General features: G+C 69.9%; 24 protein-coding genes. 8 read left to right on the forward strand and 16 right to left on the reverse strand.

From position 1 onward, the window contains the following. Positions 1 to 5: 5 nt before the first annotated feature. The 3 genes from BJEO58_RS00465 (at position 6) to BJEO58_RS00475 (ending at position 3,504) form a co-directional block, all read left to right on the forward strand. Positions 6 to 1,538, forward strand: a complete 1,533-nt coding sequence (locus tag BJEO58_RS00465; RefSeq protein ID WP_101586773.1) for an alpha/beta hydrolase — start codon at positions 6 to 8, stop codon at positions 1,536 to 1,538. A gap of 42 nt (positions 1,539 to 1,580) precedes the next feature. Further along, positions 1,581 to 2,654, forward strand: coding sequence for an LLM class flavin-dependent oxidoreductase (locus BJEO58_RS00470; RefSeq protein ID WP_101586775.1), 1,074 nt, complete (start codon positions 1,581 to 1,583; stop codon positions 2,652 to 2,654). Positions 2,655 to 2,769: 115 nt separating this feature from the next. Beyond that, on the forward strand, positions 2,770 to 3,504 hold the full coding sequence (locus tag BJEO58_RS00475; RefSeq protein ID WP_101586777.1) for a hypothetical protein: 735 nt from the start codon (positions 2,770 to 2,772) through the stop codon (positions 3,502 to 3,504). Between the two features lie 49 nt (positions 3,505 to 3,553). Here the strand turns inward: BJEO58_RS00475 and BJEO58_RS00480 are convergent, their stop codons facing one another. After that, positions 3,554 to 4,630: an o-succinylbenzoate synthase gene (locus BJEO58_RS00480; protein ID WP_101586779.1), complete on the reverse strand. Its 1,077-nt coding sequence runs from the start codon at positions 4,628 to 4,630 to the stop codon at positions 3,554 to 3,556. 93 nt (positions 4,631 to 4,723) lie between these two features. Here BJEO58_RS00480 and BJEO58_RS00485 point away from each other — a divergent pair, with 93 nt between their 5' ends. From BJEO58_RS00485 to BJEO58_RS00495, 3 genes are read left to right on the forward strand one after another with little or no spacing between them, the layout of a single operon-like run. Next, a complete protein-coding gene (locus tag BJEO58_RS00485; RefSeq protein ID WP_101587196.1) occupies positions 4,724 to 5,650 on the forward strand; it encodes a 1,4-dihydroxy-2-naphthoyl-CoA synthase in 927 nt (308 codons plus the stop codon). Between the two features lie 39 nt (positions 5,651 to 5,689). Next, the gene (locus tag BJEO58_RS00490; protein WP_101586781.1) at positions 5,690 to 7,120 is read left to right on the forward strand and encodes an AMP-binding protein; all 1,431 of its coding nucleotides are present in this window, start codon (positions 5,690 to 5,692) and stop codon (positions 7,118 to 7,120) included. Between the two features lie 34 nt (positions 7,121 to 7,154). Continuing rightward, entirely contained in the window at positions 7,155 to 8,090 is a 936-nt protein-coding gene (locus BJEO58_RS00495) for a 1,4-dihydroxy-2-naphthoate polyprenyltransferase (RefSeq protein ID WP_101586783.1), read from the forward strand. Between the two features lie 53 nt (positions 8,091 to 8,143). Here BJEO58_RS00495 and BJEO58_RS00500 read toward each other — a convergent pair whose 3' ends face one another. Next, positions 8,144 to 8,410 carry a DUF4229 domain-containing protein gene (locus BJEO58_RS00500; RefSeq protein WP_101586785.1) on the reverse strand — a complete coding sequence of 89 codons (267 nt, stop codon included), beginning with the start codon at positions 8,408 to 8,410 and terminating at the stop codon, positions 8,144 to 8,146. A 176-nt stretch (positions 8,411 to 8,586) separates the two neighbouring features. Here BJEO58_RS00500 and BJEO58_RS00505 point away from each other — a divergent pair, with 176 nt between their 5' ends. Further along, positions 8,587 to 8,910, forward strand: a complete 324-nt coding sequence (locus BJEO58_RS00505) for a PLD nuclease N-terminal domain-containing protein (RefSeq protein ID WP_180951773.1) — start codon at positions 8,587 to 8,589, stop codon at positions 8,908 to 8,910. Between the two features lie 298 nt (positions 8,911 to 9,208). On the opposite strand, the gene ccsB is transcribed toward BJEO58_RS00505, so the two are convergent. From ccsB to BJEO58_RS00575, 14 genes are all read right to left on the reverse strand, one after another. Then, a complete protein-coding gene (ccsB, locus tag BJEO58_RS00510) occupies positions 9,209 to 10,339 on the reverse strand; it encodes a c-type cytochrome biogenesis protein CcsB (protein WP_101586786.1) in 1,131 nt (376 codons plus the stop codon). A 5-nt stretch (positions 10,340 to 10,344) separates the two neighbouring features. Beyond that, positions 10,345 to 11,967: a cytochrome c biogenesis protein ResB gene (resB, locus tag BJEO58_RS00515; protein ID WP_246075940.1), complete on the reverse strand. Its 1,623-nt coding sequence runs from the start codon at positions 11,965 to 11,967 to the stop codon at positions 10,345 to 10,347. Continuing rightward, a complete protein-coding gene (locus BJEO58_RS00520) occupies positions 11,967 to 12,746 on the reverse strand; it encodes a cytochrome c biogenesis CcdA family protein (protein ID WP_101586788.1) in 780 nt (259 codons plus the stop codon). The genes resB and BJEO58_RS00520 overlap by 1 nt, the downstream gene beginning before the upstream one ends. Next, the gene (locus BJEO58_RS00525) at positions 12,743 to 13,399 is read right to left on the reverse strand and encodes a TlpA family protein disulfide reductase (protein ID WP_101586790.1); all 657 of its coding nucleotides are present in this window, start codon (positions 13,397 to 13,399) and stop codon (positions 12,743 to 12,745) included. The genes BJEO58_RS00520 and BJEO58_RS00525 overlap by 4 nt, the downstream gene beginning before the upstream one ends. After that, a complete protein-coding gene (locus BJEO58_RS00530) occupies positions 13,396 to 14,061 on the reverse strand; it encodes a histidine phosphatase family protein (RefSeq protein ID WP_101586792.1) in 666 nt (221 codons plus the stop codon). Before BJEO58_RS00530 ends, BJEO58_RS00525 begins: the two co-directional genes overlap by 4 nt. Further along, positions 14,061 to 15,398 (reverse strand): glutamate-1-semialdehyde 2,1-aminomutase, encoded by a 1,338-nt coding sequence (hemL, locus tag BJEO58_RS00535; RefSeq protein ID WP_101586794.1) that lies wholly within the window; start codon positions 15,396 to 15,398, stop codon positions 14,061 to 14,063. The genes BJEO58_RS00530 and hemL overlap by 1 nt, the downstream gene beginning before the upstream one ends. Next, complete coding sequence (locus tag BJEO58_RS00540; RefSeq protein WP_101586796.1) at positions 15,395 to 15,964, reverse strand: MarR family winged helix-turn-helix transcriptional regulator; 570 nt, start codon at positions 15,962 to 15,964, stop codon at positions 15,395 to 15,397. Before BJEO58_RS00540 ends, hemL begins: the two co-directional genes overlap by 4 nt. Beyond that, positions 15,964 to 17,007 (reverse strand): porphobilinogen synthase, encoded by a 1,044-nt coding sequence (gene hemB / locus BJEO58_RS00545; protein ID WP_101587201.1) that lies wholly within the window; start codon positions 17,005 to 17,007, stop codon positions 15,964 to 15,966. Before hemB ends, BJEO58_RS00540 begins: the two co-directional genes overlap by 1 nt. 5 nt (positions 17,008 to 17,012) lie before the next feature. Then, positions 17,013 to 18,611, reverse strand: a complete 1,599-nt coding sequence (locus BJEO58_RS00550) for a uroporphyrinogen-III synthase (RefSeq protein WP_101586797.1) — start codon at positions 18,609 to 18,611, stop codon at positions 17,013 to 17,015. Then, positions 18,595 to 21,291, reverse strand: a complete 2,697-nt coding sequence (gene hemA, locus BJEO58_RS00555) for a glutamyl-tRNA reductase (RefSeq protein WP_101586799.1) — start codon at positions 21,289 to 21,291, stop codon at positions 18,595 to 18,597. Before hemA ends, BJEO58_RS00550 begins: the two co-directional genes overlap by 17 nt. Then, positions 21,288 to 22,019: a redox-sensing transcriptional repressor Rex gene (locus BJEO58_RS00560; RefSeq protein WP_101586800.1), complete on the reverse strand. Its 732-nt coding sequence runs from the start codon at positions 22,017 to 22,019 to the stop codon at positions 21,288 to 21,290. The genes hemA and BJEO58_RS00560 overlap by 4 nt, the downstream gene beginning before the upstream one ends. A 62-nt stretch (positions 22,020 to 22,081) precedes the next feature. Further along, positions 22,082 to 22,339, reverse strand: a complete 258-nt coding sequence (locus BJEO58_RS00565) for a glutaredoxin family protein (protein ID WP_101586802.1) — start codon at positions 22,337 to 22,339, stop codon at positions 22,082 to 22,084. Between the two features lie 74 nt (positions 22,340 to 22,413). Beyond that, entirely contained in the window at positions 22,414 to 22,512 is a 99-nt protein-coding gene (locus BJEO58_RS00570) for a 30S ribosomal protein bS22 (RefSeq protein ID WP_005504750.1), read from the reverse strand. A 162-nt stretch (positions 22,513 to 22,674) separates the two neighbouring features. Further along, a complete protein-coding gene (locus BJEO58_RS00575; protein ID WP_101586803.1) occupies positions 22,675 to 23,877 on the reverse strand; it encodes an acetoin utilization protein AcuC in 1,203 nt (400 codons plus the stop codon). 62 nt (positions 23,878 to 23,939) lie between these two features. Between BJEO58_RS00575 and BJEO58_RS00580 the strand changes: the two genes are divergently transcribed. Further along, entirely contained in the window at positions 23,940 to 25,349 is a 1,410-nt protein-coding gene (locus BJEO58_RS00580) for a TrkH family potassium uptake protein (RefSeq protein ID WP_101586804.1), read from the forward strand. The last annotated feature ends 3 nt before the right edge of the window (positions 25,350 to 25,352 follow it).

Raw genomic sequence — 25,352 nt, forward strand, 5'->3', positions numbered from 1 at the left:
ACTCGATGATCCCCGCTGCACTCAAGCTGTCCGTGGGCGCCCGCGCCGTGCGGGCGCTCACAGTGCTGCGCCGCCGCACCGGCGCGTTCCCCGGCAGGGATCAGTCGACCGCCTTCCTGGGCCCGGAGCCCACAGGCGACGCCGCGCGCCGCTTCCACGTCCGCGACAAGCGGAAGCTCACCTCACGGCTGCGCGAGTTCTTCGTGTTCTCCCCCGCCCTGGGCCGCACCGTCGGGGTCCGCGTGCTCCTCCCCGGGCGCCCCTCGGAGTCCGCTCCGGTCCTGCTGCTGCTCCACGGATCCGGCGATGACTTCCGCAGCTGGACGGACTTCGGCGATGCCGAGGCGCTGACCTCCGATTCGCCCCACCTCGTCGTCATGCCGGATGCCGGCGCCGCGAGCTACAGCCGCCACGCGGTCCGCGGCACCCGCGACACCGGCCAGGGCACACGGGTCGACAGCGACGACGCGGTGCTCGACTGGCCCGCGTTCCACATCGAGGAGCTCTCCGCCTTCATCGCGGATACCTTCTCCGTCCGCCCTGACCGCGTCGACTCCGCGGTCGCCGGCCTGTCCATGGGCGGATACGGCGCGATGAAGTACGCGGCCCTGCACCCCGACAGGTTCGCGGCGGCGGCCGCCTTCTCCTCCCCACTGGACCCGGCCTCAGCCGTACCGCTGTTCGACATCATCGCTCTGCGCGAGGGTGGAACGACCAAGTCGCTGTTCGGCGACCCCCGGCACGACCGCGCGGAATGGGACGCGAACTCCCCGGTCGCGCTCGCCGCGAACCTCCGCCACACGGACCTCTGGTTCTCTGCGGGCTCCGGCACGCCGGACCCGGACACGGAGGACGCCGTCGATCTGCTGGAGACCGAGGTCGCGGCTCACGGCGCGCGCTTCCACACCGCGCTCGACGAGCTCGGCATCCCCCACGTCTGGCGCCCCCGCCCCACGGGGGTCCACAACTGGGCTCTGTGGCGGCGCGAGCTCGCCGAATGGCTCGCCCACGTCGACGTGTCCCCGGATGCCGTGGACGATCCGTACGCGGACGGTGCCTCCTTCGACCATGTGACCGGAGAACCGGCGTTCTCCGTCCACGGCTGGGACGTGTCGCTCTCCAGACGGCGCGCTCAGCTCACCCGGTTCTGCGACGTGAGCGGTCAGGGATTCACCCTCACCGGTTCCGGCACGTTCCGCGTGCGGACCGCAGACGTCTTCCACCCGGGTGAGAAGTACCGGGTCACGGTCTCCTCGCCGCTCACCGACAACTCGTACTCGCTGCGCGCGGACGCGGACGGCCGCCTGGAGATCACCGGCCGGATGGCAGGCGCCATGCACGACCCGATCATCCCCGGCCGCCGCACGCGCCACTTCCGCGAGTTCGGTGCCGACGCCGTCACGCACGTCTCCATCGCCGCTCCTGCCGCCCACCGCGGTCACGACGCCCGGGATGCCCTGGAGCCCCTGGACGAGAGCGCGCAGCGGGAACAGAACGACGTCTCCGGTGGTTCACCCCTCGAGAACTTGAAGTTTTAACCGTCGGCGGATGCAGGGCTCCGCCGTGAGGAGGAGGACCCCATGAGCAGCGCCGCACACGACACGAACCCGGGCACGATGCCCAGGACGGCGGGCCCGGAGCTCGGACTCGACACGTTCGGCGATGTCACCGTCGACGCCGACGGCACCCCGCTGCCGCACCACCAGGTGATCAGGAACATCGTCGCCCAGGCGGTGCTCGCAGACTCCGTGGGCGTCGACTTCATCGGCGTGGGCGAGCACCACAGAGACGACTTCGCGGTGTCCGCGCCGGACATCGTCCTGGCCGCGATCGCAGCGCAGACGGAGCGGATCAGGATGGGCTCCGCGGTGACCGTCCTGAGTTCCGACGATCCCATCCGCGTCTTCCAGCGGTTCTCGACGATCGACGCGATCTCCTCCGGCCGCGCCGAGGTCATCCTGGGCCGTGGATCCTTCACCGAGTCCTTCCCCCTCTTCGGCTTCGATCTGAGGCAGTACGAGGAGCTCTTCGAGGAGAAGCTGGATCTCTTCTCCCATCTCCTCACCGAGGAGCCCCTCGACTGGGACGGACGCCTGCGGGCCCCGCTGCGCAATCAGAGGGTGTACCCGCCCACGCAGAACGGCCTGAAGACGTGGATCGCGGTGGGCGGCAGTCCGGAGTCCGTCATCCGTGCGGCGAAGTACCGCATCCCCCTCATGCTTGCCGTGATCGGTGGGCCGGTCGACCGCTTCGCCCCCTACGCGGACCTCTACCGCCGGGCGAACGACCAGCTCGAGCAGCCGCAGGCTCCGATCGGGGTCCACTCCCCCGGACACGTCGCGGACACGGACGCCGAGGCGCGGGATCACCTGCGCGAGCACTGGATCGCCAACCGCAACCGGATCGGTCGCGAACGGGGCTGGGGCCCCGCAGGAGAGCGCGAGTTCATCGGTGAGGTCGAGGAGGGCGCGCTCTACGTCGGCTCGCCCGACACCGTCGCCGCGAAGATCGCACACGCCGTGCGCGCACTGGGCGTCGACCGCTTCGACCTCAAGTATGCGAACGGACCGATGCCCCATGAGCAGCTCCTGCGCTCGATCGAGCTGTACGGAACGGAGGTCATCCCCCGCGTACGCGCACTGCTCGCAGACTGACGGGCGTGTGCCCGATTCGGCACACGCACGCGCGTCGACCGCTCCCGACGCCGCGTACAGTCATCCCGTACGAACCGAAGGGGATGCGATGCGTCCCGACCTCCGAGGAGTGGATATGAAGAAGTCGACAGTGCGTCTGGCCGTCGCGAGCGCGTGTGTCGGAGCCGGCCTGGTCCTGTCGGGCTGCGGCGGCGGGTCCGATGAAGCCGCGGGCACCGACCCGGTCTCGGAGGAGCAGGGCGATACGGCCGGAGCGTCAGCCGAGGAGGCTCCTGCCGAGGCCGGGCCGGCGACCGAGGAGGACCTCGTCGCCGCTGTCGAGGCCGGCGGGTTCACGGCGGAGGTCACGGACGCTGCGGCGACGGGCGAGGCCGCCGGGATCATGGGCGACATGACCGTCGAGCCCGAGGAGTGCGAGGTCTTCATGAATGCGGCACTCGCTGCGAGCGAGGACACGGAGACGACGCTGGTCGTCGGCACCGCATCCGAGGGAGATACGAACGTGGGCACGGCGATCGGCTACCCCTCCCCTGACGCGGCATCCTCCGCGCTGGGCGCGAATGCCGGGTCGTTGGACGCCTGCAGCGAGATCACGGTGTCCACGCAGGGCACGGAGTTCTCCACGTCCACGACCGAGGTCGACGCCGAGGTCGAGGGAGCCGACCAGGTCGTCGCGACGGAGTCGTCGATGGACGTGTCCGGGCAGACGGTGACGACCACGACGGTCCAGGCCATCAAGGGGTCGGCCATCTTCTCCGTGACCGGCACGTCGATGCCCGGCGCTGACGAGGCTCCCGGTGTCGACGAGCTGAGTGCCACCGCTGCGGACATGGTGGCGGCGCTGCCCTGATCCAGTCAGCCTGATCGAGTCGGCGTCCTGGTACGCGGACCCCTCACGGTCAGCCCGCTCGCCCGGAGTCCTCTCCCCGTGCGACGTGCGTCCAGCAGGCCTCGAGCCGTTCGGTCCAGAACCGGGCGCGCTCGGGGCCTGCCGCGTGTGCGGCGAGCAGGTCCTCGTCGGGTTCGACCCGCCCCAGCGGCAGGCTCCCGTCCTGGGGACGGAGCCCCGGCGCTGCGACATCGGCGGCGAACAGCGCCGCCGTGCCCAGGCCCGCAGCGGGTTCGGGCCCCAGGAGGCCCTGCCCGGCGCTCGACAGCGGCAGGTGCGCGGCGAGCGCGGCACCGGCGGCCAGCCCCACGCTCGACTCCAGCGCTGAGGACACGACTGCGGGCAGTCCCGCCGCCTCGATGATCGAGGCGGCGGCGCGGATCCCGCCCAGCGGCTGTGCCTTCACGACGATGACGTCGGCGGCGCCCAGAGCCGCGACGCTCAGGGGGTCGGAGACTTTGCGGATCGATTCGTCGGCCGCGATCGGCACCGGCAGGCGTGCGATGGACACCCACTCGCGCAGCCGCGCCAGCCCGTGCACGTCCGGCACGGGCTGCTCGACGTACTGGAGCGGGCCCGTCCGGGCGAGCGCGGTGAGCGCCGTCTTCGCCTCGTCGTGGGTGTACGCACCGTTCGCATCGCAGCGGACGGCCGCGTCCGGCAGCGCACGGCGCACTGCGGCGACCCGGGCGAGGTCCTCGTCGAGCGACGCGATCCCCCGCTCCGCGATCTTCACCTTGACTGCGCTGACCCCCGGATAGTGCGCGGCGATGGCCGGCACCCGGTGCGCGGGCACTGCAGGGATCGTCGCGTTGACGAGGACGCGGTCGCGCAGTGGTCGGGGCAGCGGGAGTGCGGCCGACTCCACTGCGGCCAGCAGCCAGCGCGAGGCCTCCGGCACGTCGTACTCCGTGAACGGGGCGAACTCCGCCCATCCCGCGGGTCCCTTCACGAGGCACGTCTCCCGCACCGTGAGACCGCGGAACCGGGCCTTCATCGGCAGTGCGACAGGGACGACCCGCTCGAACAGGTCGCCGGGCGCCGCCGTGTGGTCGAGGACTGTGCGGACCTCAGGACTGATGAGCATACGAGCCACGATACGTCGACGACCCCGGGGCAGCGCCAGCCCGCGGACCGCGTGCGCGCCGAGACCTCCTCACCGGCCGATATGCTGGCGGGCATGAGCGATACACAGGTCTCCGACATCTTCGACCCGACGGCGTGGCGGGAGGTCGTCGGCTTCGACTTCACGGACATCACGTATCACCGCGCGATCGACGCAGGCGGCTCCGACATCGGCTGCGTGCGCATCGCGTTCGACCGCCCGGAGATCCGCAACGCGTTCCGCCCCCACACGGTCGACGAGCTCTACCGGGCGCTCGACCACGCCCGTCAGACTCCGGATGTGGGTGCGGTACTGCTGACCGGCAACGGACCCAGCGCGAAGGACGGCGGCTGGGCGTTCTGCTCCGGCGGCGACCAGCGCATCCGCGGGCGCTCCGGCTACCAGTACGCCGACGGTGAGACGGCGGAGACGGTCGATCCCGCCCGCGCCGGGCGGCTCCACATCCTCGAGGTGCAGCGACTCATCCGCACGATGCCCAAGGTCGTCGTAGCGGTCGTGCCCGGCTGGGCCGCCGGTGGCGGCCATTCGCTGCACGTGGTCTGCGACCTCACGATCGCCTCACGGGAGCACGCCCGCTTCAAGCAGACGGACTCGGACGTCGGCTCGTACGACGCCGGCTACGGCTCCGCCTACCTCGCGAAGATGGTCGGGCAGAAGAAGGCTCGCGAGATCTTCTTCCTGGGCCGTGCCTACTCCGCCGATGACATGGAGCGCATGGGGGCGGTGAACATCGTCGCGGACCACACGGAGCTCGAGTCGACCGCACTGGGCGTCGCCCGCGAGATCCTGAGCAAGTCCCCCAACGCTCAGCGCATGCTGAAGTTCGCCTTCAACCTGGTCGACGACGGACTGGTGGGCCAGCAGGTGTTCGCAGGCGAGGCCACCCGGCTCGGATACATGACGGACGAGGCGGTCGAGGGCCGCGACGCCTTCCTCCAGAAGCGGGACCCCGACTGGTCGCCGTTCCCCTGGTACTACTGAGCCGGTGAGCCTCCTGTCCCGCCCGGATCGGCTTTCCCCATGACGACGCCCAGCGCTGTCTCCGCGGTCGCGCGGATGCTGGACGGCGGTCCCGGGATCCTGCTGCCCCGCGAACGCTCCGGAGCGATCCGCACGTTCGGTCCGGACGCGTACGATCCGGCGGGCACGCCGCGTCCCATGCCGTCCCTGGTCCTCTTCACCTCGGGATCCACCGGGCCGCCCAAGGGCGTCGCGCTGAGCCGCGACGCCCTCGTGGCATCCGCCCGCGCGACCGAAGACCTGCTGTCCGGGCCGGGCCGCTGGCACCTGTGCCTGCCCGTCAACCACATCGCGGGGCTCCAGGTGGTCCTGCGTGCACTGCTCGCGGGAGCGCCGCCCACCGTGGCGTCCCCCGCTCCGGGGGGCGGAGCCGGGTTCGACCCGTCGCGATTCGCCGAGGACCTCGGCCGGACGCTCGCAGCGGCCGGAGACGACCCCGTCTACACCTCGCTCGTCCCCACCCAGCTCACCCGGGTGCTGCGGAGGCCGAGCTCCGCGGAGGTCCTCGCGCGCACCTCCGCCGTCCTGCTGGGCGGCGCGTCGATCTCGCCGCGCCTGCTCGAGACCGCGGCCAAGGCCGGTGTGCCGATCGTCCGCACCTACGGCATGAGCGAGACGGCCGGCGGATGCGTCTACGACGGCCTCCCGTTCCCCGATGTCGACGTCCGCATCGCGGGTGACGGGCGCATCGTGCTGGCTGGTCCCGTCCTCGCGGACGGGTACGTGGGGGTCGCCGCGGCTCCGGAAGCCCCCCGGCGAGGCACCGTCGCCGAGGCCCCGGTCACCCTGACCGCGATCCCCCACCCTCCGGCGCCCCCCGGGGTTCTGGCCGATGGCCCGGCCGGCGACCTGACCGACGCGCCCCGCGAGGATTCCACGGCTGTGGGCCTCGCCGGCGGGTTCCACGGAGAGGGCGCTGACCGGGCGCTCGTGACGAGCGACCTCGGCAGGTGGGAGGACCCGGCGACGCGGGGGCACCGCGGGCAGGCTCGCAGTGCTCACGGTGGTGTGGACCGCCGTCCCCGCCTCGACGTGCTGGGACGTGCTGATGATGTGATCGTGACCGGCGGCGAGAACGTCTCGCCCCACGAGGTCGAGACCGCGCTGCTCCCCGTGGCCGAACCGCTGGGGTATGCGGAGGTCCTCGTCACTGCCCGGGCAGACGAGGAATGGGGCGAGGTCCTCGTCGCTCTGCTCGTGCCCGCGGGCCCTAGCGCGTCGGGCTCGAGCGCCGCTGCGCAGCGACCCGTTCCCGCACCGCAGGCGGTGCTGGAGTCGCTGACGTCAGGGCTGCGCTCACGGGGGATCACCGGGCCACGGGTCCCCCGATACGCGATCGAAGTGGCTGCGCTGCCGGTCAGATCGATCGGGAAGCCGGATCGCGCAGCGGCACGGGCCCTCGGAGCGGCCGTGCCGCCTGCGGATGGGTAGGATACGGAAGGTTCGACAGAAGGGAAGGGTGCGGATGGCGACGTTCGGCGAATGGGTCGAAGGTGCGCGGATGCGCACGCTCCCGCTGGCAATCGCACCGGTCCTCATCGGTGCCGGAGCCGGCCTGGGTGCGCTGGGAGGCTTCGCGACCATCATCCTCGGCTCGACGGGGCCGGGCGAGCAGCAGACCGTCAACATCACCGCAGTCCTGCTGCGCACCCTGCTGGCGCTCATCGTGTCACTCGGCCTGCAGATCGGGTCCAACTACGCGAACGACTACTCCGACGGCATCCGCGGCACAGACGACGTGCGGGTGGGCCCGATGCGGCTCACGGCATCCGGTGCGGCCGAACCCGGATCGGTGAAGCGTGCGGCGTTCATCTCCTTCGGGATCGCCGGGGCCGCAGGGCTGATGCTCGTGCTCGTGTCCGGCCAGTGGTGGCTCATCCCTGTGGGCGCCGCCGCAGTGCTGGCCGCCTGGTTCTACACGGGCGGCAGACGTCCCTACGGGTACATGGCGATGGGTGAGCTGTTCGTCTTCACCTTCTTCGGCCTGGTCGCGACGCTCGGCACCGCCGCCTCGATCGCAGGCGGCGTGACCCTGTCGGCGGTGAGCGGTGCGATCGCGATCGGCCTCTTCGCGTGCGGCGTGCTCATGGCCAACAACATCCGGGACATCCCCACGGACCGTGAGGCCGGGAAGACGACGCTCGCGGTCGTCCTGGGCGATTCGATGGCGCGCGCGATCTACACCGTGTTCGTGTCCGCGCCGTTCGTGATGCTCATGGGGCCGATCGTCGATGGGCATCCGGCAAGCGTCATCGCGGTGCTCTCGCTCGTCCTGGTCGTGCAGCCGGTGAAGCTCGTCCTGTCGGGAGCCACGGGTGCCGATCTCATCCCCACGATCAAGGCCACATCGCTCACTGCCCTGGCCTTCTCCTTCCTGCTGGCCCTGGGCATAGCCCTCTGAGCAGGACTCATCGCGCCTGCCCGCGCATCACAGCGCCGCGGGCGGCCTGATGCTCATGCGTCGTCGATGCTGCGGTCCTCGTCGGACTCGTCGCGCCCCTTCTTCTGCGCCCTGTCCTGGCGGCGGCGCTGCATGCCGTCGATGAGTTCCTCCGCGGATCGGCTGCGCAGCGGCGCCAGCACGACGAAGCTCAGCAGCGCGGAGATCAGGATCCCCGCGATCGTGCCCACCAGGGTCCGACCCCAGATCGTCCAGATGACGAGGACGCAGCCCACGAGCATGGCGAGGCGGGCGAGGTTGTACAGGAGGAAGGAACGCATGGTTCTCCAGTGTAGTGATCGCGCGGTCTGCCGGCTCTCAGACTGGTCTGCGACGCCGCGGCTGCCCCTCACCGGGTCTGCAGTCGGAACGGCAGTCCGAACTGCGGGTCGAACTGCGGGTCGAACTGTGTGAACCCTCAGCGTCCGGACGACGTTCGTCGACTACGATTGTCTCCATGGCAAGGGGAATCGTCGTCGCCGTCGTGATGGTCGTGGCCATCATGCTCTACAGCGTGTTCGACTGCGCTGCGCGCCCGCGTGACAGGATCGCCGCACTGCCGAAGTGGGGGTGGATCCTCGTGATCCTCCTGCTGCCGGTCATCGGTGCGGCTCTCTGGTTCCTCGTCGGGCGCAGGCGCGCAGACGGCGGATTCGGCGGAGGTCGCAAGGCCACCGGCCCCAGCGCACCGGACGATGACCCGGACTTCCTCCAGCGCATCGCGGACGACGTCGAGCAGCAGCAGCGTCGCGAACGCCGCGAACGCGGCGAATTCGACTGAGGCAGCAGCAGGCGCTCTCCGCTCGCTCGGGAAGCCGAACCCACCTGCACGCGTCTGGCAGGACCCGCGTCTTCGGGTGGCGGCAGCCCGGCCGGGTTCTGCGCCGTCTCGGACCGCCCTGCACACTCACTGACGTGTGCGGCTCTGCGGGGCAAGCCGGCAGTGGCTCCTCTGCGGGCACGCCGGCAGTGATTCGGGGCACGAGCCCCTGACCTCTGCTCGTCTCAGCGCTCACTGCTCGTCTCAGCGCCGCAGCGACCCCTCCCGGGAGCGGGAGACCCGTGGACCGCGCCGCGGCTCAGACTCCTGCGTAGGCGTGCAGGCCGTTGAAGTAGAGGTTCACCACGGAGAAGTTGAAGATGACCGAGGCGATGCCGATGAGGTTGAGGACGGCGACACGGGTAGGCGTCCAGCCGCGGGTCGCGCGGGCATGGAGGTACGCCGCGTAGACGACCCACACCACGAACGTCCAGATCTCCTTGGAGTCCCAGCCCCAGTAGCGGCCCCAGGCGATCTCCGCCCAGTAGGCGCCGGCGACGAGCGTGAAGGTCCACGTCACGAAGCCCACGGCCGCGAAGCGATACGACGCCTTCTCCAGCTCCTTCGAGCCCGGGAGCGCATTGATGAAGCGCAGCGGTCCCCGCCACGGCTTGGACTCGCTGCGACTGCGCAGGATCTGGACGAGCGCGATGATCGCAGACAGGTAGAGCAGGACCGTCGACAGGATCGCGATCGGCACGTGGATCCAGATCCAGTAGTTGTCCAGTGCGGGGATGATCTGCGCGGCCGGTGTGTGGAACACCGTGATGCAGAGGCCCAGCACCAGAAGGACGGAGAACGTCACGAACGTCCCCAGGTAGCGGAAATCGCGGAACTTCAGCAGCACGAGGTAGGCCACCGCCGCGATGGCGGAGGCGATGAGCGCGTACTCCATCATGTTCGACCACGGCACACGCATGACAGCAAGGGTGCGGGTGACGATCGCGCCCAGCAGGAATGCCGTGGCGAGGACCGTCAGGGCCGTGCCCGCGCGGGCCCAGCGCCGCAGATCCGGCGTGCTCGCGTCGGCGTGGCCGTCGTCCTCCGCGCCGCCGGAGCCCATTCCGCCGTCGCGCGTCCCGTCGACGGGCCTGTCACCGTCGTCCAGCACGGCGGTCGCGGCAGAACCGGGGCCCGCGGCTGCAGCTGTCGACTCTGTGCGGCTGCCAGCCGTCCGATTCACGCTCTTCGCACCGATGCTCGGGTCATCAGTGCGGTCAGCCTGGGAGTCGGCCGTGCCGCCGGACTCCTTGTCGGCCTTCTGCGTGTCCCCGGCGAAGGCCGGGCCGAACAGGTCGAACGCGTAGATGATGAACGCGATCGCGTACACCGCCATCGCTGAATAGATCAGCAGGTTCGACCACTGTGCCAGTGCGACGTTGACGTCCATGACCTCTACTTCCCGGAACTGTTCTGTGCGGAGCCCGCGTCTGGATCGGCGGATTCCGGCTCGAGCGATTCTAATGCGAGAACCTGTGTGAGTTCTTCGACGGCTTCATCGACGCGGGGATCCTCACCCCGCGCCAGGCCTGCGATCTCCACCTCGTCGCCGCGAACGCGCACCCAGACGCGCCGGCGTGCCACGAAGAGCGACAGCGACAGCCCGCCGAACAGAAGTGCCATGAACGGCATCATCCACACCTGCACGGGATCGTGGTGGACGTCGAGCGCCGCATACTTGCGGATCTCCTCGAACGTCACACTGCCGTGGCCGTCGGGCAGTTCAGCGGTGTCACCGGGCTGCATGACCATCTGGTACGGCGAACCGTCCTCGTCGACCAGCTGCTCCATGGAGTCGGACTCCAGCTGGTACACCGACTGCGGAACGCCGGTATCCAGTCCCAGGTCCCCGCGGTAGGCGTCCATGACGAGCAGCGGATTGCGCAGCTCCGCGAACGTCGAGATGAGTTCGCCGTCGTCATTGCGCCCCGTCGTCGGCAGCAGCACTCCCCCGAAGCCCAGCTGGTCTGGGCTGGCGTCCGGGATCTTCACGACTCCGGTGGAGGTGTAGACACCGTCCTGCGGCAGGAAGACCACTGGGCCGGAGTACGTGACGTCCCCGTTCGCATTGCGGGCCGTGATGACCGGGGCATAGCCGTTGCCGATGAGGTAGACCCTGGAGCCGTCGACGCGGACCGGCTCGTTGGGCCGGAGCATGAATTCGCTCGCCCCCTCCGGCGTATTGAGGGTCACGCTCGCATCGAACTGACGCGGCTGCCCGAACTGAGCGCCGCTCGCCTCATCATCGAAGCGGGTCTCGAGATCATCGAGTGTGAGCCGGAACTCCGGCAGAGAATCCGCATCGAAGAACGTGCCGGGGTCGAACGAGTCGTAGGACACGAGCGAGTGGGAGAACGTCTCGCCCTCGACCAGGACACGCTGCCCCGAGTATCCGAACAGCCCGCCCATCGCCATGATGATGACGGTCGCCAGGATCGACACGTGGAAGACGAGATTGCCCGTCTCCTTGAGGTACCCGCGTTCGGCCGCGATGTGGTCATCGGCCCGGACTGTGCGGTACCCCGACTTCTTCAGATGCGCCCGCGCCGCATCCAAAAGCTCGTCCGTCGTGCGCTGCTCCGACTGCGTCGTGAGCGGTGTCGTGCGGTAGGCGGACATGCGGGTGAGTCTGCGCGGAGCTGTGGGCGGGGCCTGACGCATCGCCCGCAGGTGGTGCTTGGTGCGCGGGATGATGCAGCCCACCAGCGACACCATGAGGAGGATGTAGACCGCGGAGAACCACACGGACGTGTAGACATCGAACAGCTGGACGGCGTCGAGGAACTCTCCCCATGCACCGTTCTCCTCGATGAAGGTCGAGACGGCGCCCGGGTCCTGGATCCGCTGGGGCAGCAGAGACCCCGGGATCGCGGCGAGTGCCAGCACGAGCAGCAGGATGAGTGCCGCCCGCATGGTGGTCAGCTGTCGCCACGCCCACCGCAGCATGCCGACGACGCCGATGTCCGCCGCCGGGGCACCGCTCTTCGACTGCTTCTTCACGTCGTTCCTGTGCGTCACTAGATGACTACCTCGAATCCTGCGATCGTGCCCTGCAGACTGTTGATCCACATCGTCCACACGCCGCTCAGCAGGAGCAGTCCCAGAACGATCAGCATGATCCCGCCGGCGCGCATGATCCCCGCCTGGTGCCTGCGGACCCACTCGAGTCGACCCAGGCCCTTGTGGATGAGCACGGCGACGACGATGAACGGGATGCCCAGCCCCAGGCAGTAGACGAACGTGAGGAGGGTCCCTCGTGCGATCGCTCCCTGCGCACCGAATCCGGTCGACAGGGCGAGCACGGCAGCGAGGGTGGGGCCCATGCAGGGCGCCCAGCTGAGAGCGAACACGGCACCCAGTGCAGGAGCCCCGGCCAGACCCGCACGAGGACGCGGCTTCGGCTGCGATATCCGCTGGAGGAACGGGATGCCGCCGAGGAAGATGACGCCGGCCAGGATCACGACCACGCCCAGCACCCGGTTGACGACGTCCATCCACTCGGCGAGGAACATGCCGACCGTGGAGAACGCCGCCCCCATCGCGACGAAGACCGCGGCGAAGCCGAGCACGAACAGGCTGATGCCGATGACGACGCGGGAGGTCTTCCGGTCCTCGAGCGACGTACCGGACAGGCCGGTCACGTAGCCGATGTAGCCGGGCACCAGCGGCAGCACGCACGGAGAGACGAAGGACACGACTCCGGCGAGGGCGGCGACGAGCACAGCCAGCAGGAGCGGGCCATTCAGGACGGTCTGCGCGAATGCTTCGCCCAGGCCGCCGGCCAGGACATCCGTCACTGCGCCAGGACGTCTTCGATGAGCCCCGTGAGCGTCGACCTGGTGACGGCGCCGACCACGCGTGCAGCAGCGCGACCGGACGCGTCGAGGATCACAGTCGAAGGGGTCGCCTGCGGGGGGAGGACGCTCGACAGGAGCGAGACCATGGAGCCGTCCCCGTCGATCATGATGGGGTACGGCACCTCGAAGGTGCGGACGAACGATTCCGCCGTCGCCGCCTGGTCGCGCACGTTCACCCCCAGGAACTCGACCTGGTCGCCGAACGACTCGTACGTCTCGTGCAGATCCGGTGCCTCGACCCGGCAGGGCGGGCATGCCGCGTACCAGAGATTGATGGCGACGACCCGGGGGCGCCAGGCGGCGAGGCTCGTGCTGTCTCCGGCGAGCGTCTCGAAGTCGAGATCGAGCGGTTCCCCCCGTTCGTCACCGCTCAGCTGCGTGATGACGCCGCTGCCGGACACGTAGCCCTTGTCCCCACCGGACTGCGCCTGCTGCGCGAGGTCCTCGGAACCGGAGCCGCACCCTGCCAGTGCCAGGCTGGAGAGCCCGAGCAGTCCCAGAGCGCCCCGACGGGTCGGGATCCGGTCGATCCCCGCCAGTCTGTCGAGCCGTCCGAGCCCCTCACGTCCAGCGTCGCCGTACAGTCGCGTCATGCTCCCGTCCCCGGCTGAGTGAGCTGCAGATCCCCGGCGATGTTCTCGTATTCCACGACGTCCAGTGTGCCGGAGCCGTCTGAGAAACTCGTGACCGAAGCGAGCGCGCACTCCCGCCTGCGGGGATCGTGCGCGAGCGGTCGACCCTCTGTCCAGAGGCGCGTCGACCAGATCGGAAGCTGGTGGGACACGATGACGCCGGACGCCTCGTCGAGCCCGTCTCGCGCGGCGATCGCGGTCAGGCGGGCGCGCAGGGACATCATCGCCGCACGCATCCGCAGAGCCTGGTCGAGGTAGCGCTCACCCCACGACGGGCGCAGGGGATTGCGGACGCGGTACAGCGACCGCGGATCGCGGACCAGTGAGTCCTTCGTCACACGAGTGCCCTCGAAGTCGTTCTCCGCCTCGATGACGCGCTCGTCCGTGACCACCGGCAGGCGGAGCCGCTCTGCGAGGGGTGCGATCGTCTCCTGCGCGCGCTGGAGCGGCGAGGCGACGAGCGCCTGCACATGCGGGTCCTTCTCCGGCAGCGCGTCGGCGACCCGCTGCGCCATCTCGAAGCCCAGCTCGGACAGTCCGTAGCCGGGGATCCGCCCGTAGAGGATCCCCTCCGGGTTGAAGACCTCGCCGTGGCGGACGAGGTGGATCCGCAGGCGCGGCATCAGGAGTCCGCCGTCGTCCCGGCCGCCGCCGCTGCCCGTGCTGCGGCCGGCAGTGCGGACACGATGCGGTCCAGGACCTCGTCCGTGTGGGCGTAGGACAGGAACCATGCTTCGAAGGCCGAGGGCGGCAGGTGGATGCCGGACTCCAGCATCGACTGGAAGAACGCGGCGTGCGCCGCCGTGTCCTGTGACGCTGCGTCGTCGAAGTCGCGCACCTCACGGTCCGTGAAGAACACGGAGAACATCGAGTTCGCGCTCTGGATGCGGTGGGCGATCCCCTCCCCTGTCAGCGCCTCGCCCACGGCGGCTCGCAGCGTGTCCGCTGCCGCCTCGAGGCGGGGGTACACGTTCAGCTCGCGGGTGAGCCGCAGCGTCGCGAGGCCTGCTGCGGAGGCGACGGGGTTCCCGGAGAGCGTCCCCGCCTGGTAGACGGGGCCGGCGGGGGCCAGGAACTCCATGACGTCCCGGCGTCCGCCGAACGCCGCGGCGGGGAACCCGCCGCCCATGACCTTGCCGAAGGTGAAGAGGTCAGCCGGGCCCTCCGGATACCCCTCACGCGCCGACTCATAGCCGTACCAGCCCGCCTCGGACACGCGGAAGCCCGTCATGACCTCATCGGAGACCATGAGGGCGCCGTGCTCCTGCGTGATCCGCCGGATCGCCTGGGTGAAGCCGTCGCGCGGCGGCACGACGCCCATGTTGCCGGGGCTCGCTTCCGTGATGACGCACGCGATGTCCGCGCCGTGCTCGGCGAATGCCGCGGCCAGCGCCTCCTGGTCGTTGTACGGCAGCACGAGGGTGTCGGCCGCGGCGGCACCGGTCACACCCGGGGTGTCCGGCAGGGAGAAGGTCGCGAGCCCGGACCCGGCCGCAGCGAGGAGGGCATCGACGTGCCCGTGGTAGCAGCCTGCGAACTTCACGATCTTCGCACGCCCGGTGAAGCCGCGAGCCAGCCGGATCGCGGACATCGTCGCCTCGGTCCCGGAGTTCACCAGGCGGACCTGCTCGACCGGTTCGACGCGGGAGACGAGCTCTTCACTCAGCAGGACCTCGGCTTCGCCGGGGGTGCCGAAGCTGAAGCCGCGACCGGCGGCCTCACGGACGGCGGCGACGACCTCCGGATGCGAGTGCCCCAGGATCATGGGGCCCCATGAGCCGATGAGGTCGACGTAGTCCCGGCCGTCGACGTCGGTGAGGACCGCGCCGTCGGCGCGCTCGATGAAGCGGGGGGTGCCGCCCACCGCGCCGAACGCGCGGACGGGTGAATTCACGCCCCCGGGGATGACCGACGTGGCGCGGTTGAACAGTGCGGCAGAAGCGGGTGCGGGGTGTGTCAAGAGACGTCCTCTCCGTCAGCTGAGTGGGATGGCTCGGTGGTGCCGGGGACGAGGGTGCCGGCGGCGTCGGTGGCAGCCGGATCGACTGCGGCGTCGGCCATGATGCGTGCATCGGCCGGCAGTTCGCGCATGTGCGCGAGCACCTTCGTGAAGATCCCGGCCATGACCTCGATCTCCGCATCGTCGAGCAGATCGATCAGATGCGTCCTGACACCGGTCACGTGCACGGGTGCAGTCTTCTCGAGCAGGTGGAAGCCGTCGTCGGTGAGCTTGCAGCGCACACCGCGGCGGTCCTCGGCGGTCTTCTCGCGCTCGACGATCCCCCGGTCCTCGAGCCGCGCGACGATGTGGGTCAGCCGTGAGCGCGACACCCCGGTGTCGGCGGCGAGGGTGGCCATCCGCAGCGTGTGGTCATCGGACTCCGACAGCCGCACCAGGATGGTGTACTCCGTGAGTCCCAGCGTGGATTCTGCCCGCAGCTCCCGGTCCAGGCGGGTCATGAGCAGCATGTGGGAGTCGAGGAACGACCTCCACGCGAGCAGCTGCCCCGACGTGAGCCAGCGCATCAGAGATCCTCCGTCGTCGGCTCCGCACCAGAGTCCGCGGTCTGCCCACTCAGCAGAGCGGCGACTTCTGCGGCCCAGTACGTGAGGACCGCGTCCGCGCCCGCCCGCTTGAACCCGACCAGGCTCTCGAGGATCGCGGGCATGCGGTCGATCGCTCCGGCACGCGCCGCGAACTCGATCATCGCGTACTCTCCGGAGATCTGGTACGCCCAGACGGGTACGGAGCTCGCCGCCGCCGCGTCTGCGAGGACGTCCAGGTAGGGCATCCCGGGCTTCACGATGACGAGGTCCGCGCCCTCGCTGATGTCGAGCTCGAGCTCGCGCAGGGCCTCCCTGCCGTTCGCCGCGTCCTGCTGGTAGGTCCGGCGGTCGCCGGTCAGCTGCGAGTCGACCGCTTCGCGGAACGGGCCGTAGAACGCCGAGGCGAACTTCGCGGCGTAGGCCAGGACGACCACGTCCTGATGGCCCGTCGCGTCCAGCGCGTGGCGGACCGCCGCGACCTGGCCGTCCATCATCCCGGACAGGCCCAGCACATGGGCCCCGGCGTCGGCCTGTGCAACGGCCAGAGATGCGTAGCGGTCCAGTGTCGCGTCGTTGTCGACGGAGCCGTCCGTCGCGAGAACGCCGCAGTGACCGTGCGAGGTGAACTCGTCGAGGCACAGGTCGGCCATGATGACGGTGTCATCGCCCAGCTCGTCGCGCAGGAGTCGCAGAGCGCGGTTCAGGATCCCGTCAGGATCGTCGCCCTGGGATCCCTGCTCGTCCCGGACGGCGGGGATGCCGAAGAGCATGAGCCCGCCGACGCCCGCGGCGACCGCCGCGCGCGCGTGCTCCAGCAGCGAATCGAGTGAGTGCTGCCTCACTCCGGGCATCGACGTGAGCTCGAGCGGCTCCTCGAGGCCCTCCTTCACGAACATCGGGAGGATGAGGTCCGCCGGGTGGAGTCGGTTCTCACTCACCAATCGCCTGATCGCCGGCGTGGTGCGGAGCCGACGGGGGCGCGACGCACCGTCCGCCAACTGGTAGACCGGTCTGCTGTCCATCATCGTCACCTCTTCTTGAGCGGGCGCATCTGGGAGGGCCGCAGAGGCGCCCGACCTTCGGCCAGGTCCTCCGTGCGCTTCTTCACCGCGTAGCCGACGAGGCCGCTGATGAGGGACCCGAGGTTCGCCTCGTCCGCGAGCACGTCGACGTCCAGCCCGTGCTCCTGCGCGGTCTGCGCTGTGGCCGGGCCGATGGCGCAGACCACCGTGCTGGACGGCGGCTTGCCCGCGATCCCCACGAGGTTGCGGACTGTGGATGACGAGGTGAAGAGCACTGCGTCGAAGTCACCGGACTTGATCGAATCGCGCACCGGTGCCGGTGGCGGAGCGGCCCGCACCGTCCGGTAGGCGGTCACGTCATGGACCTCCCAGCCGCGCTCCTCGAGCCCCTCGAAGAGGACCTCGGTCGCGATGTCCGCGCGGGGCAGCAGGACACGGCCGCCCGGGTCGATGAGCGGATCCCGATCCGGCCAGTCCTCGACGAGGCCGCGAGCGGAGTGCTCTCCCGATGGGACGAGGTCCGGCGTGACGCCCCAGTCCTCGAGTGCCTCTGCTGTGGGTCCGCCCACGGCCGCGACCCGCACTCCGGCGAGCGCCCGGGCGTCGAGTCCGAACTCCTCGAACCATTCGCGGACTGCACGGACCGCGTTGACGCTGGTGAGACCGACCCACTGGTAGTCGCCGTTCACGAGGCCCTGGATCGCCCGCTCCATCTGGGTGGGTGTGCGGGGCGGCTGGATCGCGATGGTCGGCACGATCGTGCCGATCGCACCCAGCTCAGACAGTTCGCGGGCGGTAGAGCGTCCCTGCTCCTTGGTGCGCGGAATGAGGACCCGCCAGCCGAAGAGCGGACGCGATTCGAACCAGTCGAGCTCCGCGTGCTGTTCCACGCCCTGTCCGAAGAACATCGTCACCCGGGTGCGCTCGGGGACTTCCTCGCGCAGACGGCCCGGTGCGAGACCGAACGTCGTCTCCAGCGTGAGCTGGGCGATCGTCGAGACCTCCGTCGTGAGGAGGACGGGAGTGTCCTCATCCCACCCGTCGCCCAGCAGAGCGTTGAGCGCGTCGATGACGTCGTCGCGCTCACCGTTGATGACGTGTCCGGTGTTCCGATGCTTCGAGACGTCGATGTGCGACTGCTCTCCGGCCTCGACCAGGCGGATGGAGCGGACGCGGTTCGTGGTCACCGGGGCACCTGCGTACGCGGCGGCGGACGCGGCGACTCCCACACCGGGCACGATCTCGAAGTCGACGCCCTGGCGGCGCACTGCCGCGGCCTCGTCCGTCGTCGCGGAGAAGAGGACCCCGTCGTGGGGCACGAGCCGCACGACGCTGCCGTGCTCGCGGGCGAGGCCCGCGAGCTTGCGCCCCCGGGTCGTCGCGGCCTGGCCGAGCTCGGTCGAGTCCATGCGCTCGACCTCTGCTCCGGCGTATGCGTCGAGGATCCCGTCGTGCACCGTGGGATCGGAGACGACCAGCGGCGCGGCCGCCAGCAGATCCGTACCGCGTCGGGTCATGAGCGCCGGATCGCCGGGGCCCGCACCGAGGAAGTAGACGGTGGGCACGGCGAGTGCACCGAACGCCTCATCAGCGGGAATCGACACCCTCGTCACCTCCTGCTGCGTGGTCGGTGGTCGGAAGGTGGGTCTGCGGAGCGTTCGCTCCGACAGACTTCCGAGGGTCTATGCCGAGTCCGTCGAGGAGCTCTTCGGCCACCTGCGCGCCGAGGTCCTTCGCCACGGCCAGCAGGAGGGAGTGGTCTCCGTCCGTCGAGGTCCGGGCGGCATCCGCCGCACGGGGGAGCTTCGTCGACTGCGTGACGCGCAGCAGCGTCCCCTCGTCGTCTGCGAGGACTCCGGAGACTTCGAGGGTGCGGCCGTCCAGGGTCGCGAGTGCGCCGATGGGAGCGGAGCAGCCCGCCTCTGCACGGGACAGGATGGCGCGCTCGCAGTCGACGGTCAGTGCCGTCGCGCAGTCGTGCAGTCCGCGCAGTCCCTCACGCAGGGATCCGTCGTCCGCGTTCAGATCCGCAGACGCGTCGCGGCATTCGATTCCGAGGGCGCCCTGGCCCGGGGCCGGGAGCATGACTGGTCCGGCGAGCACGTCGGTGACCTCGTCGATCCGGCCCAGTCGGCGCACACCGGCAGCGGCGAGGACGACACCGTCCAGGCGCCCCTCCGTCACGTGGCGGATGCGGGTCTCGACGTTGCCGCGCACTCCCGTCACCTCGATGTCGGGCCGCGCGTCCCGCAGCTGTGCGGCGCGACGCGGCGAGCCGGTGCCGATGACGGAGCCTGCGGGAAGGTCCGCGAGGCTCATGCCGTCGCGGGCGATGAGGACGTCCGACGGATCGACGCGCGGGGTCACCGCGGCGAGGTGGATGCCGGGCGCCGGTGTCGTGGGGAGGTCCTTCAGGGAGTGGACGGCGATGTCGATCGTGCCGCTCAGCAGTGCGCTGCGGACAGCGGAGACGAACACACCGGTGCCGCCGAAGGAGGCGAGAGGTCTCATGTTCACGTCGCCCTCGGTGACGACCTCCACGATCTCGACCCGCCACCCCGTCTGCGCGGCGAGCTGCTGTGCCACCGCCGTCGACTGCGACCGCGCCAGCCGCGACCTGCGTGTGCCCAGGCGCACGGTGCGGCCGGTGGGCTCGTCCGGTTCGATGACGTCCATCGTGTGGTCCGCCACCGGACTCTGGCCGTCAGCGGCGACGTAGTGGTCGGCCGACGAGCCTGAGCCTGAGCCCGACGAGTCCGTGCTCGGAGCCGAGCCTGAGCCCGAACCCGGGACCGAGTCCGGCGTCGACACGGCGGCAGCCGCATCCAGCACTGCTGTGGGCGCCGATGCCGGCGAGGCCGCGGACGCGGAGCCGCCCAGGGACGCGGACGCGAGCGCGAACGGATTCGCGGCCATGGCCTCGGCGGCGGTGGCAGTGGCGTCCGGTCCGGGAACGGACGAGGCGTCCACCGAGGCGGGGGGCGTGCGCTGCAGATCGAAGAGCATCGAGAGGGCCGCGGCGTAGTCGACCGATTCGTCGTCCGCGCCCATGAGCTCCTTCACCCGGACCGTCGGGGTGTGGAGGAGGCTGGTCGCGACGCGCCGCAGGGAATTCCGGATCTCTTCGAGGTCCTTGTCCGACACCCGGCCGCCCAGTCGGCGCGACAGCCTCTCGAACTCACGATCGACGGTGTCGCGGGCCTGACGGCGCAGTGCGGTCACGGTCGGGGCGATCTGGCGTGCGCGGCGGCTCGCGGACAGCGACGCGAGCTCCTCGTGGATGATCGATCGCACCTGCGCGACGATCTCGACGACGCCGGAGGCCTCCGTGTAGGCGGAGTCGGCGAAGAGCGACGACAGGCCCTCGAGGCCGATCGTCCGCACGTGCTCGTGGGTCTCCACGTCCGGGTCGACGTCGAACGGCAGGGCCAGGTCGACGACGAACGTGCTGGTGGGCTCTGCGCCGGGGGCCAGGTGGTCGAGCGATGCCGTGACGGTCCCCGCATCGATGACGGTCCCGCGGGCGCCCGTCACGGAGATGACGAGGTCCGCGCGGGCGAACTCCTCCGCGAGCACGTCGGGCGTCAGTTCCCGGGCACGCCCCGCGACGGAGTCCGCGAGCCGCTGCGCCTTGTCGAGGGTCCGGTTGAGCACGGTGAGTGAGGCGACTCCCTGGCGCGCGAGCGACGCGACGGACAGTCCGGACATGGCACCTGCGCCCACGACGAGCACATCCGCGGCAGCCAGCGGACCGATGTGGGTGACGGCCTCCGTCAGGGCGGTGTCGAGCAGGGAGCGGGCGACGGAGTCGAGCTCCGTCTCCGCGTGCGCGCGCTTGCCCACCCGCAGCGACTCCTGCACCGTGCGGCTGAGCTCGCCCGTGAGGCGGCCGTCCTCCTGCGCAGCGCTGTACGACTGGCGGAGCTGACCGAGGATCTGCGACTCGCCCACAGCCATCGAGTCCAGCCCGGAGGCGACCGTCAGGAGGTGCTCGACGGCCTTGTCGTCGAACCGGACGTAGACGTGGTGCGCGAGGTCCGCCCAGTCGATCCCCGTGACGCTCACGAGCGCCGCGCCCACGTCGGCGAGCCCGCCGTGGAAGGCCCGGACGTCGGCCACGATCTCGAGGCGGTTGCACGTCGTGAGCACGAGCGCGCCGTCGACGTACTCACCGCCGAGGACGCGTTCGGTGAGGAGGTCGACGCTTCTGCCCGACAGGGCGACGGCATCGAGCACCGACATGGGCGCGGAACGGTGTGAGACTCCGAGTACGAGCGTGGTCACGTCTCTGCCTCCAGGGGGCCGGGCGACGGATGTGGACTGTGTGCGGAAGCTCCCGGGACCGCCTGCGGGCTGTTGGGAGCGAAGTGCGAGAGGACCTGCAGTTCGGTCGCGAGGTCGACCTGACGGACTTCGACGCCGGCGGGGCCGCGCACGGGCACGGGCGCGAAGTTCAGCAGACCCTTGACGGGGGTGCCCGACACGGCGTCGACGACGGATTGGGCCGCGTCCGCGGGAACGGCGATGACGAGGAGTTCGAGCGCGAGCGATTCGACGGCTCGCGGCAGATCGGTGATGTCCGCGACCACGAGATCGCCGACCGGCTCACCGATGCGCACGGGGGCGTCGTCGAAGACCGCCTTCACCGAGAAGCCGTGCTCGGGGTCCGACAGGTAGTGGGCCAGCGCAGTTCCGAGTCGGCCCGCGCCGACCACGCCCACCGGGCGCAGCCGATCGATGCCGAGGAAGCCGCGGATCGCTTCAGCGAGGTCGAGTGCGTCGTAGCCGACTCCGCGGCGTCCGGTGAAGCGGAGGAGGGAGAGGTCCCGGCGAACGATCGCTGCGCCGACACCGCATGTGCGGGCGAGGTCCTCGCTGGAGGCAGTCGTCCGGCCGGCGGCGATGAGAGCGGTCAGCGCACCGAGGTACACCGGCATGCGCGTCACGGCGGGCATGGGAGCCGACCGTGCTGCGCCATCAGGCGCCGTCGCAGCCGACAGGGTCTGTGCCACCGCGTCTCGCTCTCCTCTCTGCGCTGTGCGCTCTTGTCGGATGCTCGTCCGATTGAGCGCGTTCAGGCTTCGGCCGCCTGGCGCGCGTCGATGGCGCGCGCCAGGCGGTCGGGGTCGATCCGGTGGAAGCCCACCTGACGGCCTTCGACCAGTACGACGGGGACATCCCAGTCGTATCGGTCCTTCAGTTCAGGGTCTGTGTCGATGTCCGTGACCGTCACATCGACGTCACGGCCCGCGGCCACCTGCGCCACGACCTGCTCCGCAGCGGAGCACAGTCCGCAGTCCGCCCTCGTGAGGACGGTGACCCGAACGACCACCGGTCTCCCTTCACCCCTTCACAACAAACCCCCGGCCTGCACATGCGTGCCGGACGGGGTCTGCGCGAGAAGTATTACTTCTTGTTGCGGCGCTGGTGGCGCGTCTTGCGAAGCAGTTTGCGGTGCTTCTTCTTCGACATACGCTTGCGGCGCTTCTTGATCACTGAGCCCATGGGCACACCTCACCGGGTTGACATCACGGTGAACAGGGGATGCCCACCGCCGGAACATAGCCGCTCAAGTCTATCCCCGCGCTCGGGTCAGGGCAAAAGGAGTCCGGTCACACTCGCGATCGGAGACCGCCGGACGCGTGCTTCGTCCCGGCCGACGTGCACTCAATCATAGTAGGCGTCGAGTCCGAAGAACGGGAAGACGGACTTCCTGGTCGCCATGACCGCGCGGTCCAGGTCCGCCTGGGGGTCGTATCCGTTCGACCACGGGGCGAAGGAGCCGTCGTAGCCGTCCGTCATGAGCAGCGGCGCGTCGCGGCCCACGATCGACTCCGCGTAGCGCCTCCACCGCTCGGGCGTATCCGTGCTCGGCGCGATCGGCTGGCCGGCGGCGATCGCGACGAGCTGGGTCCAGGCGCGCGGGACCACGTCGAGGATGGAGTAGCCCCCGCCTCCCGTCGCGATCCACTTCCCGCCTGTCAGCTCCTCCGACAGCGAACGGGCGAGCAGCGCGGTCTCCCGCATGCCGTCGACGCTGAACCGCAGGTGGGTGAGCGGATCGGCGCGGTGCCCGTCGCAGCCGTGCTGGGTCACGAGGATCTGCGGATCGAACTCCCGCAGCACGTGGGGCACCACCGCATCGACGGCGCGCAGCCAGTCCGCGTCGTCGGCGCGCGGCGGCAGTGCGACATTCACGGCGGACGCGGCCGCCTGCATCCCCCCGATGTCGTTCGCGAAGCCCGTGCCGGGGAAGAGGAACCGGCCGTTCTCGTGGACGGACAGCGTGAGGACGCGGGGGTCGTCCCAGAAGATCCGTTCGACCCCGTCGCCGTGGTGGGCGTCGAAGTCGACGTAGGCGACGCGGCGGTACCCGTTCTCCAGGAGCGTGGTGATCGTCGCCGCGAGGTCGTTGTAGACGCAGAAGCCCGACGCGCGGTCGCTCATCGCATGATGCATGCCGCCGCAGAAGTTCACGGCGCGGTCGTACCCGCCGCCCGCCACTGCACGCGCGGCTTCCACACCGGCCTGGAAGATCCGGCCTGACGCCTCGTGGATCTTCTCGAACCGCGGCACGTCCTCCGTGCCGACCCCCCACTCCTGCTGGAACGGTTCGTCGAGCGAGGTCGCCTCCCCCGCCTCCTTCACGGCAGCCACGTAGTCGCGCGTGTGGACCTTCTCGAGTTCTGCCTCATCCACCCCGCCGACCGCGGACACCGTGATGCGCGGATGGTCGAAGAGGCCGAAGTCGGTCGCGAGCTTCGCAGTGAGGTCCAGCCTGAGCGGATGCATGGGATGGCTGGGCCCGAAGTCGTAGTCGGTGAAGGTCTCGTCCCACGTGACGAAGAGATCGAGATCACTGCTTTCCATGCCCACACTGTATCCGTCCCGATGCCGACCGGCTCGTTCGACCTGGCCGTACTATGTGACGAATGGAGGACAGTCCGCGTTCCAGCACTGCCGATCGAGCACCGTCGCAGGCACCGACGCGGCGCCGTCTCCGTGACCTGGCCGACTCGCTCGTGCTCGCATCGCCCGCACGCACGGCGATGGCCGGGTTCGCACTCGTCGCGGCAGTCTGCTCCGTGCTGCTCGCGCTGCCGGTGGCCGCACGGGGCCCGGGATCCGCATCCGTCGCCGATGCGGTGCTCGTCGCCGTCTCCGCCGTCAGCGTCACCGGTCTCACCTCGGTCGTCACGGAGCAGCAGTGGTCCTCCTTCGGACTGGGAGTGATCACGATCGCCATCCAGGTGGGCGGCATCGGCATCCTCACGGCCGCATCGCTCCTGGGCATGGCCATGTCGAAGCGGCTGGGCGTCCGCCAGCGGCTCCTCGCCGCTCAGGCCACGGGCGCCTCCCAACTGGGTCAGGTCGGGTCTCTGCTGCGAGTCGTGCTGCTCACGATGATCGCCGCCGAGGTCGTAGTCACGCTTCTGCTCCTCCCCCGGTTCCTGCTCCGTGGTGAGGGTGTGTGGGAGGCCCTCTGGCACGCCGTGTTCTACGCCGTGTCCTCGTTCAACAATGCGGGGTTCACCGTGCACCCGGGAGGAATGGAGCACTTCGCCGACGATCCGTGGATCCTCGGTGTGATCGGCACAGCCGTGTTCATCGGCTCGCTCGGCTTCCCCGTGGTCTTCGTCATGAGTGTCTTCTGGCGCACTCCCCGAGGGTGGGACCTCCATACGAAGCTCACCCTCACGGTGTCCGCGGCCCTCGTGCTCGTCGGCTGGGCACTGCTGCTCGTCTTCGAGACGGGCAATCCCCGCACACTGGCGGACACGGGGCCCGTCGCGACGGCCGGTGAGGTGCTCTTCCTCTCCGTCATGTCCCGATCCGGCGGGTTCACGACGATGGACGTCCAGAGCATGACCCAGACGAGTCACGTACTGCTGGACGTCCTCATGTTCATCGGCGGCGGTTCCGGCTCGACTGCCGGTGGGATCAAGGTGACGACCCTCGCGGTGCTGGTCCTCGCGTCCGTCTCAGAAGCCCGGGGCCTCACGGACACGACTGCATTCCGCCGTCGCATCGACCCCTCGAGCATCCGCCTCGCCATCACGGTCCTGCTCGCAGGCGCGGGGACCGTCCTCCTCGGCACCGTGGTGATGCTGAACGTCACCGACGAGCCCCTGGACCTGGTCCTCTTCGAGGTCGTGAGCGCCTTCGCCACGTGCGGACTCAGCGTGGGGGTCACCGAACGTGCTCCCGACGCGGGTCTCCACGTCCTGAGTGCGCTCATGCTCATCGGCAGACTCGGGACCATCACTCTCGCGTCCGCACTGTCCCAGCGATCGCAGAGCCGCAGGTACAGGTATGCGGAAGAGCGCCCCATCGTCGGCTGACGG

It is taken from the genome of Brevibacterium jeotgali, from assembly GCF_900169175.1.
GTDB classification, from domain to species: Bacteria; Actinomycetota; Actinomycetes; order Actinomycetales; family Brevibacteriaceae; genus Brevibacterium; species Brevibacterium jeotgali.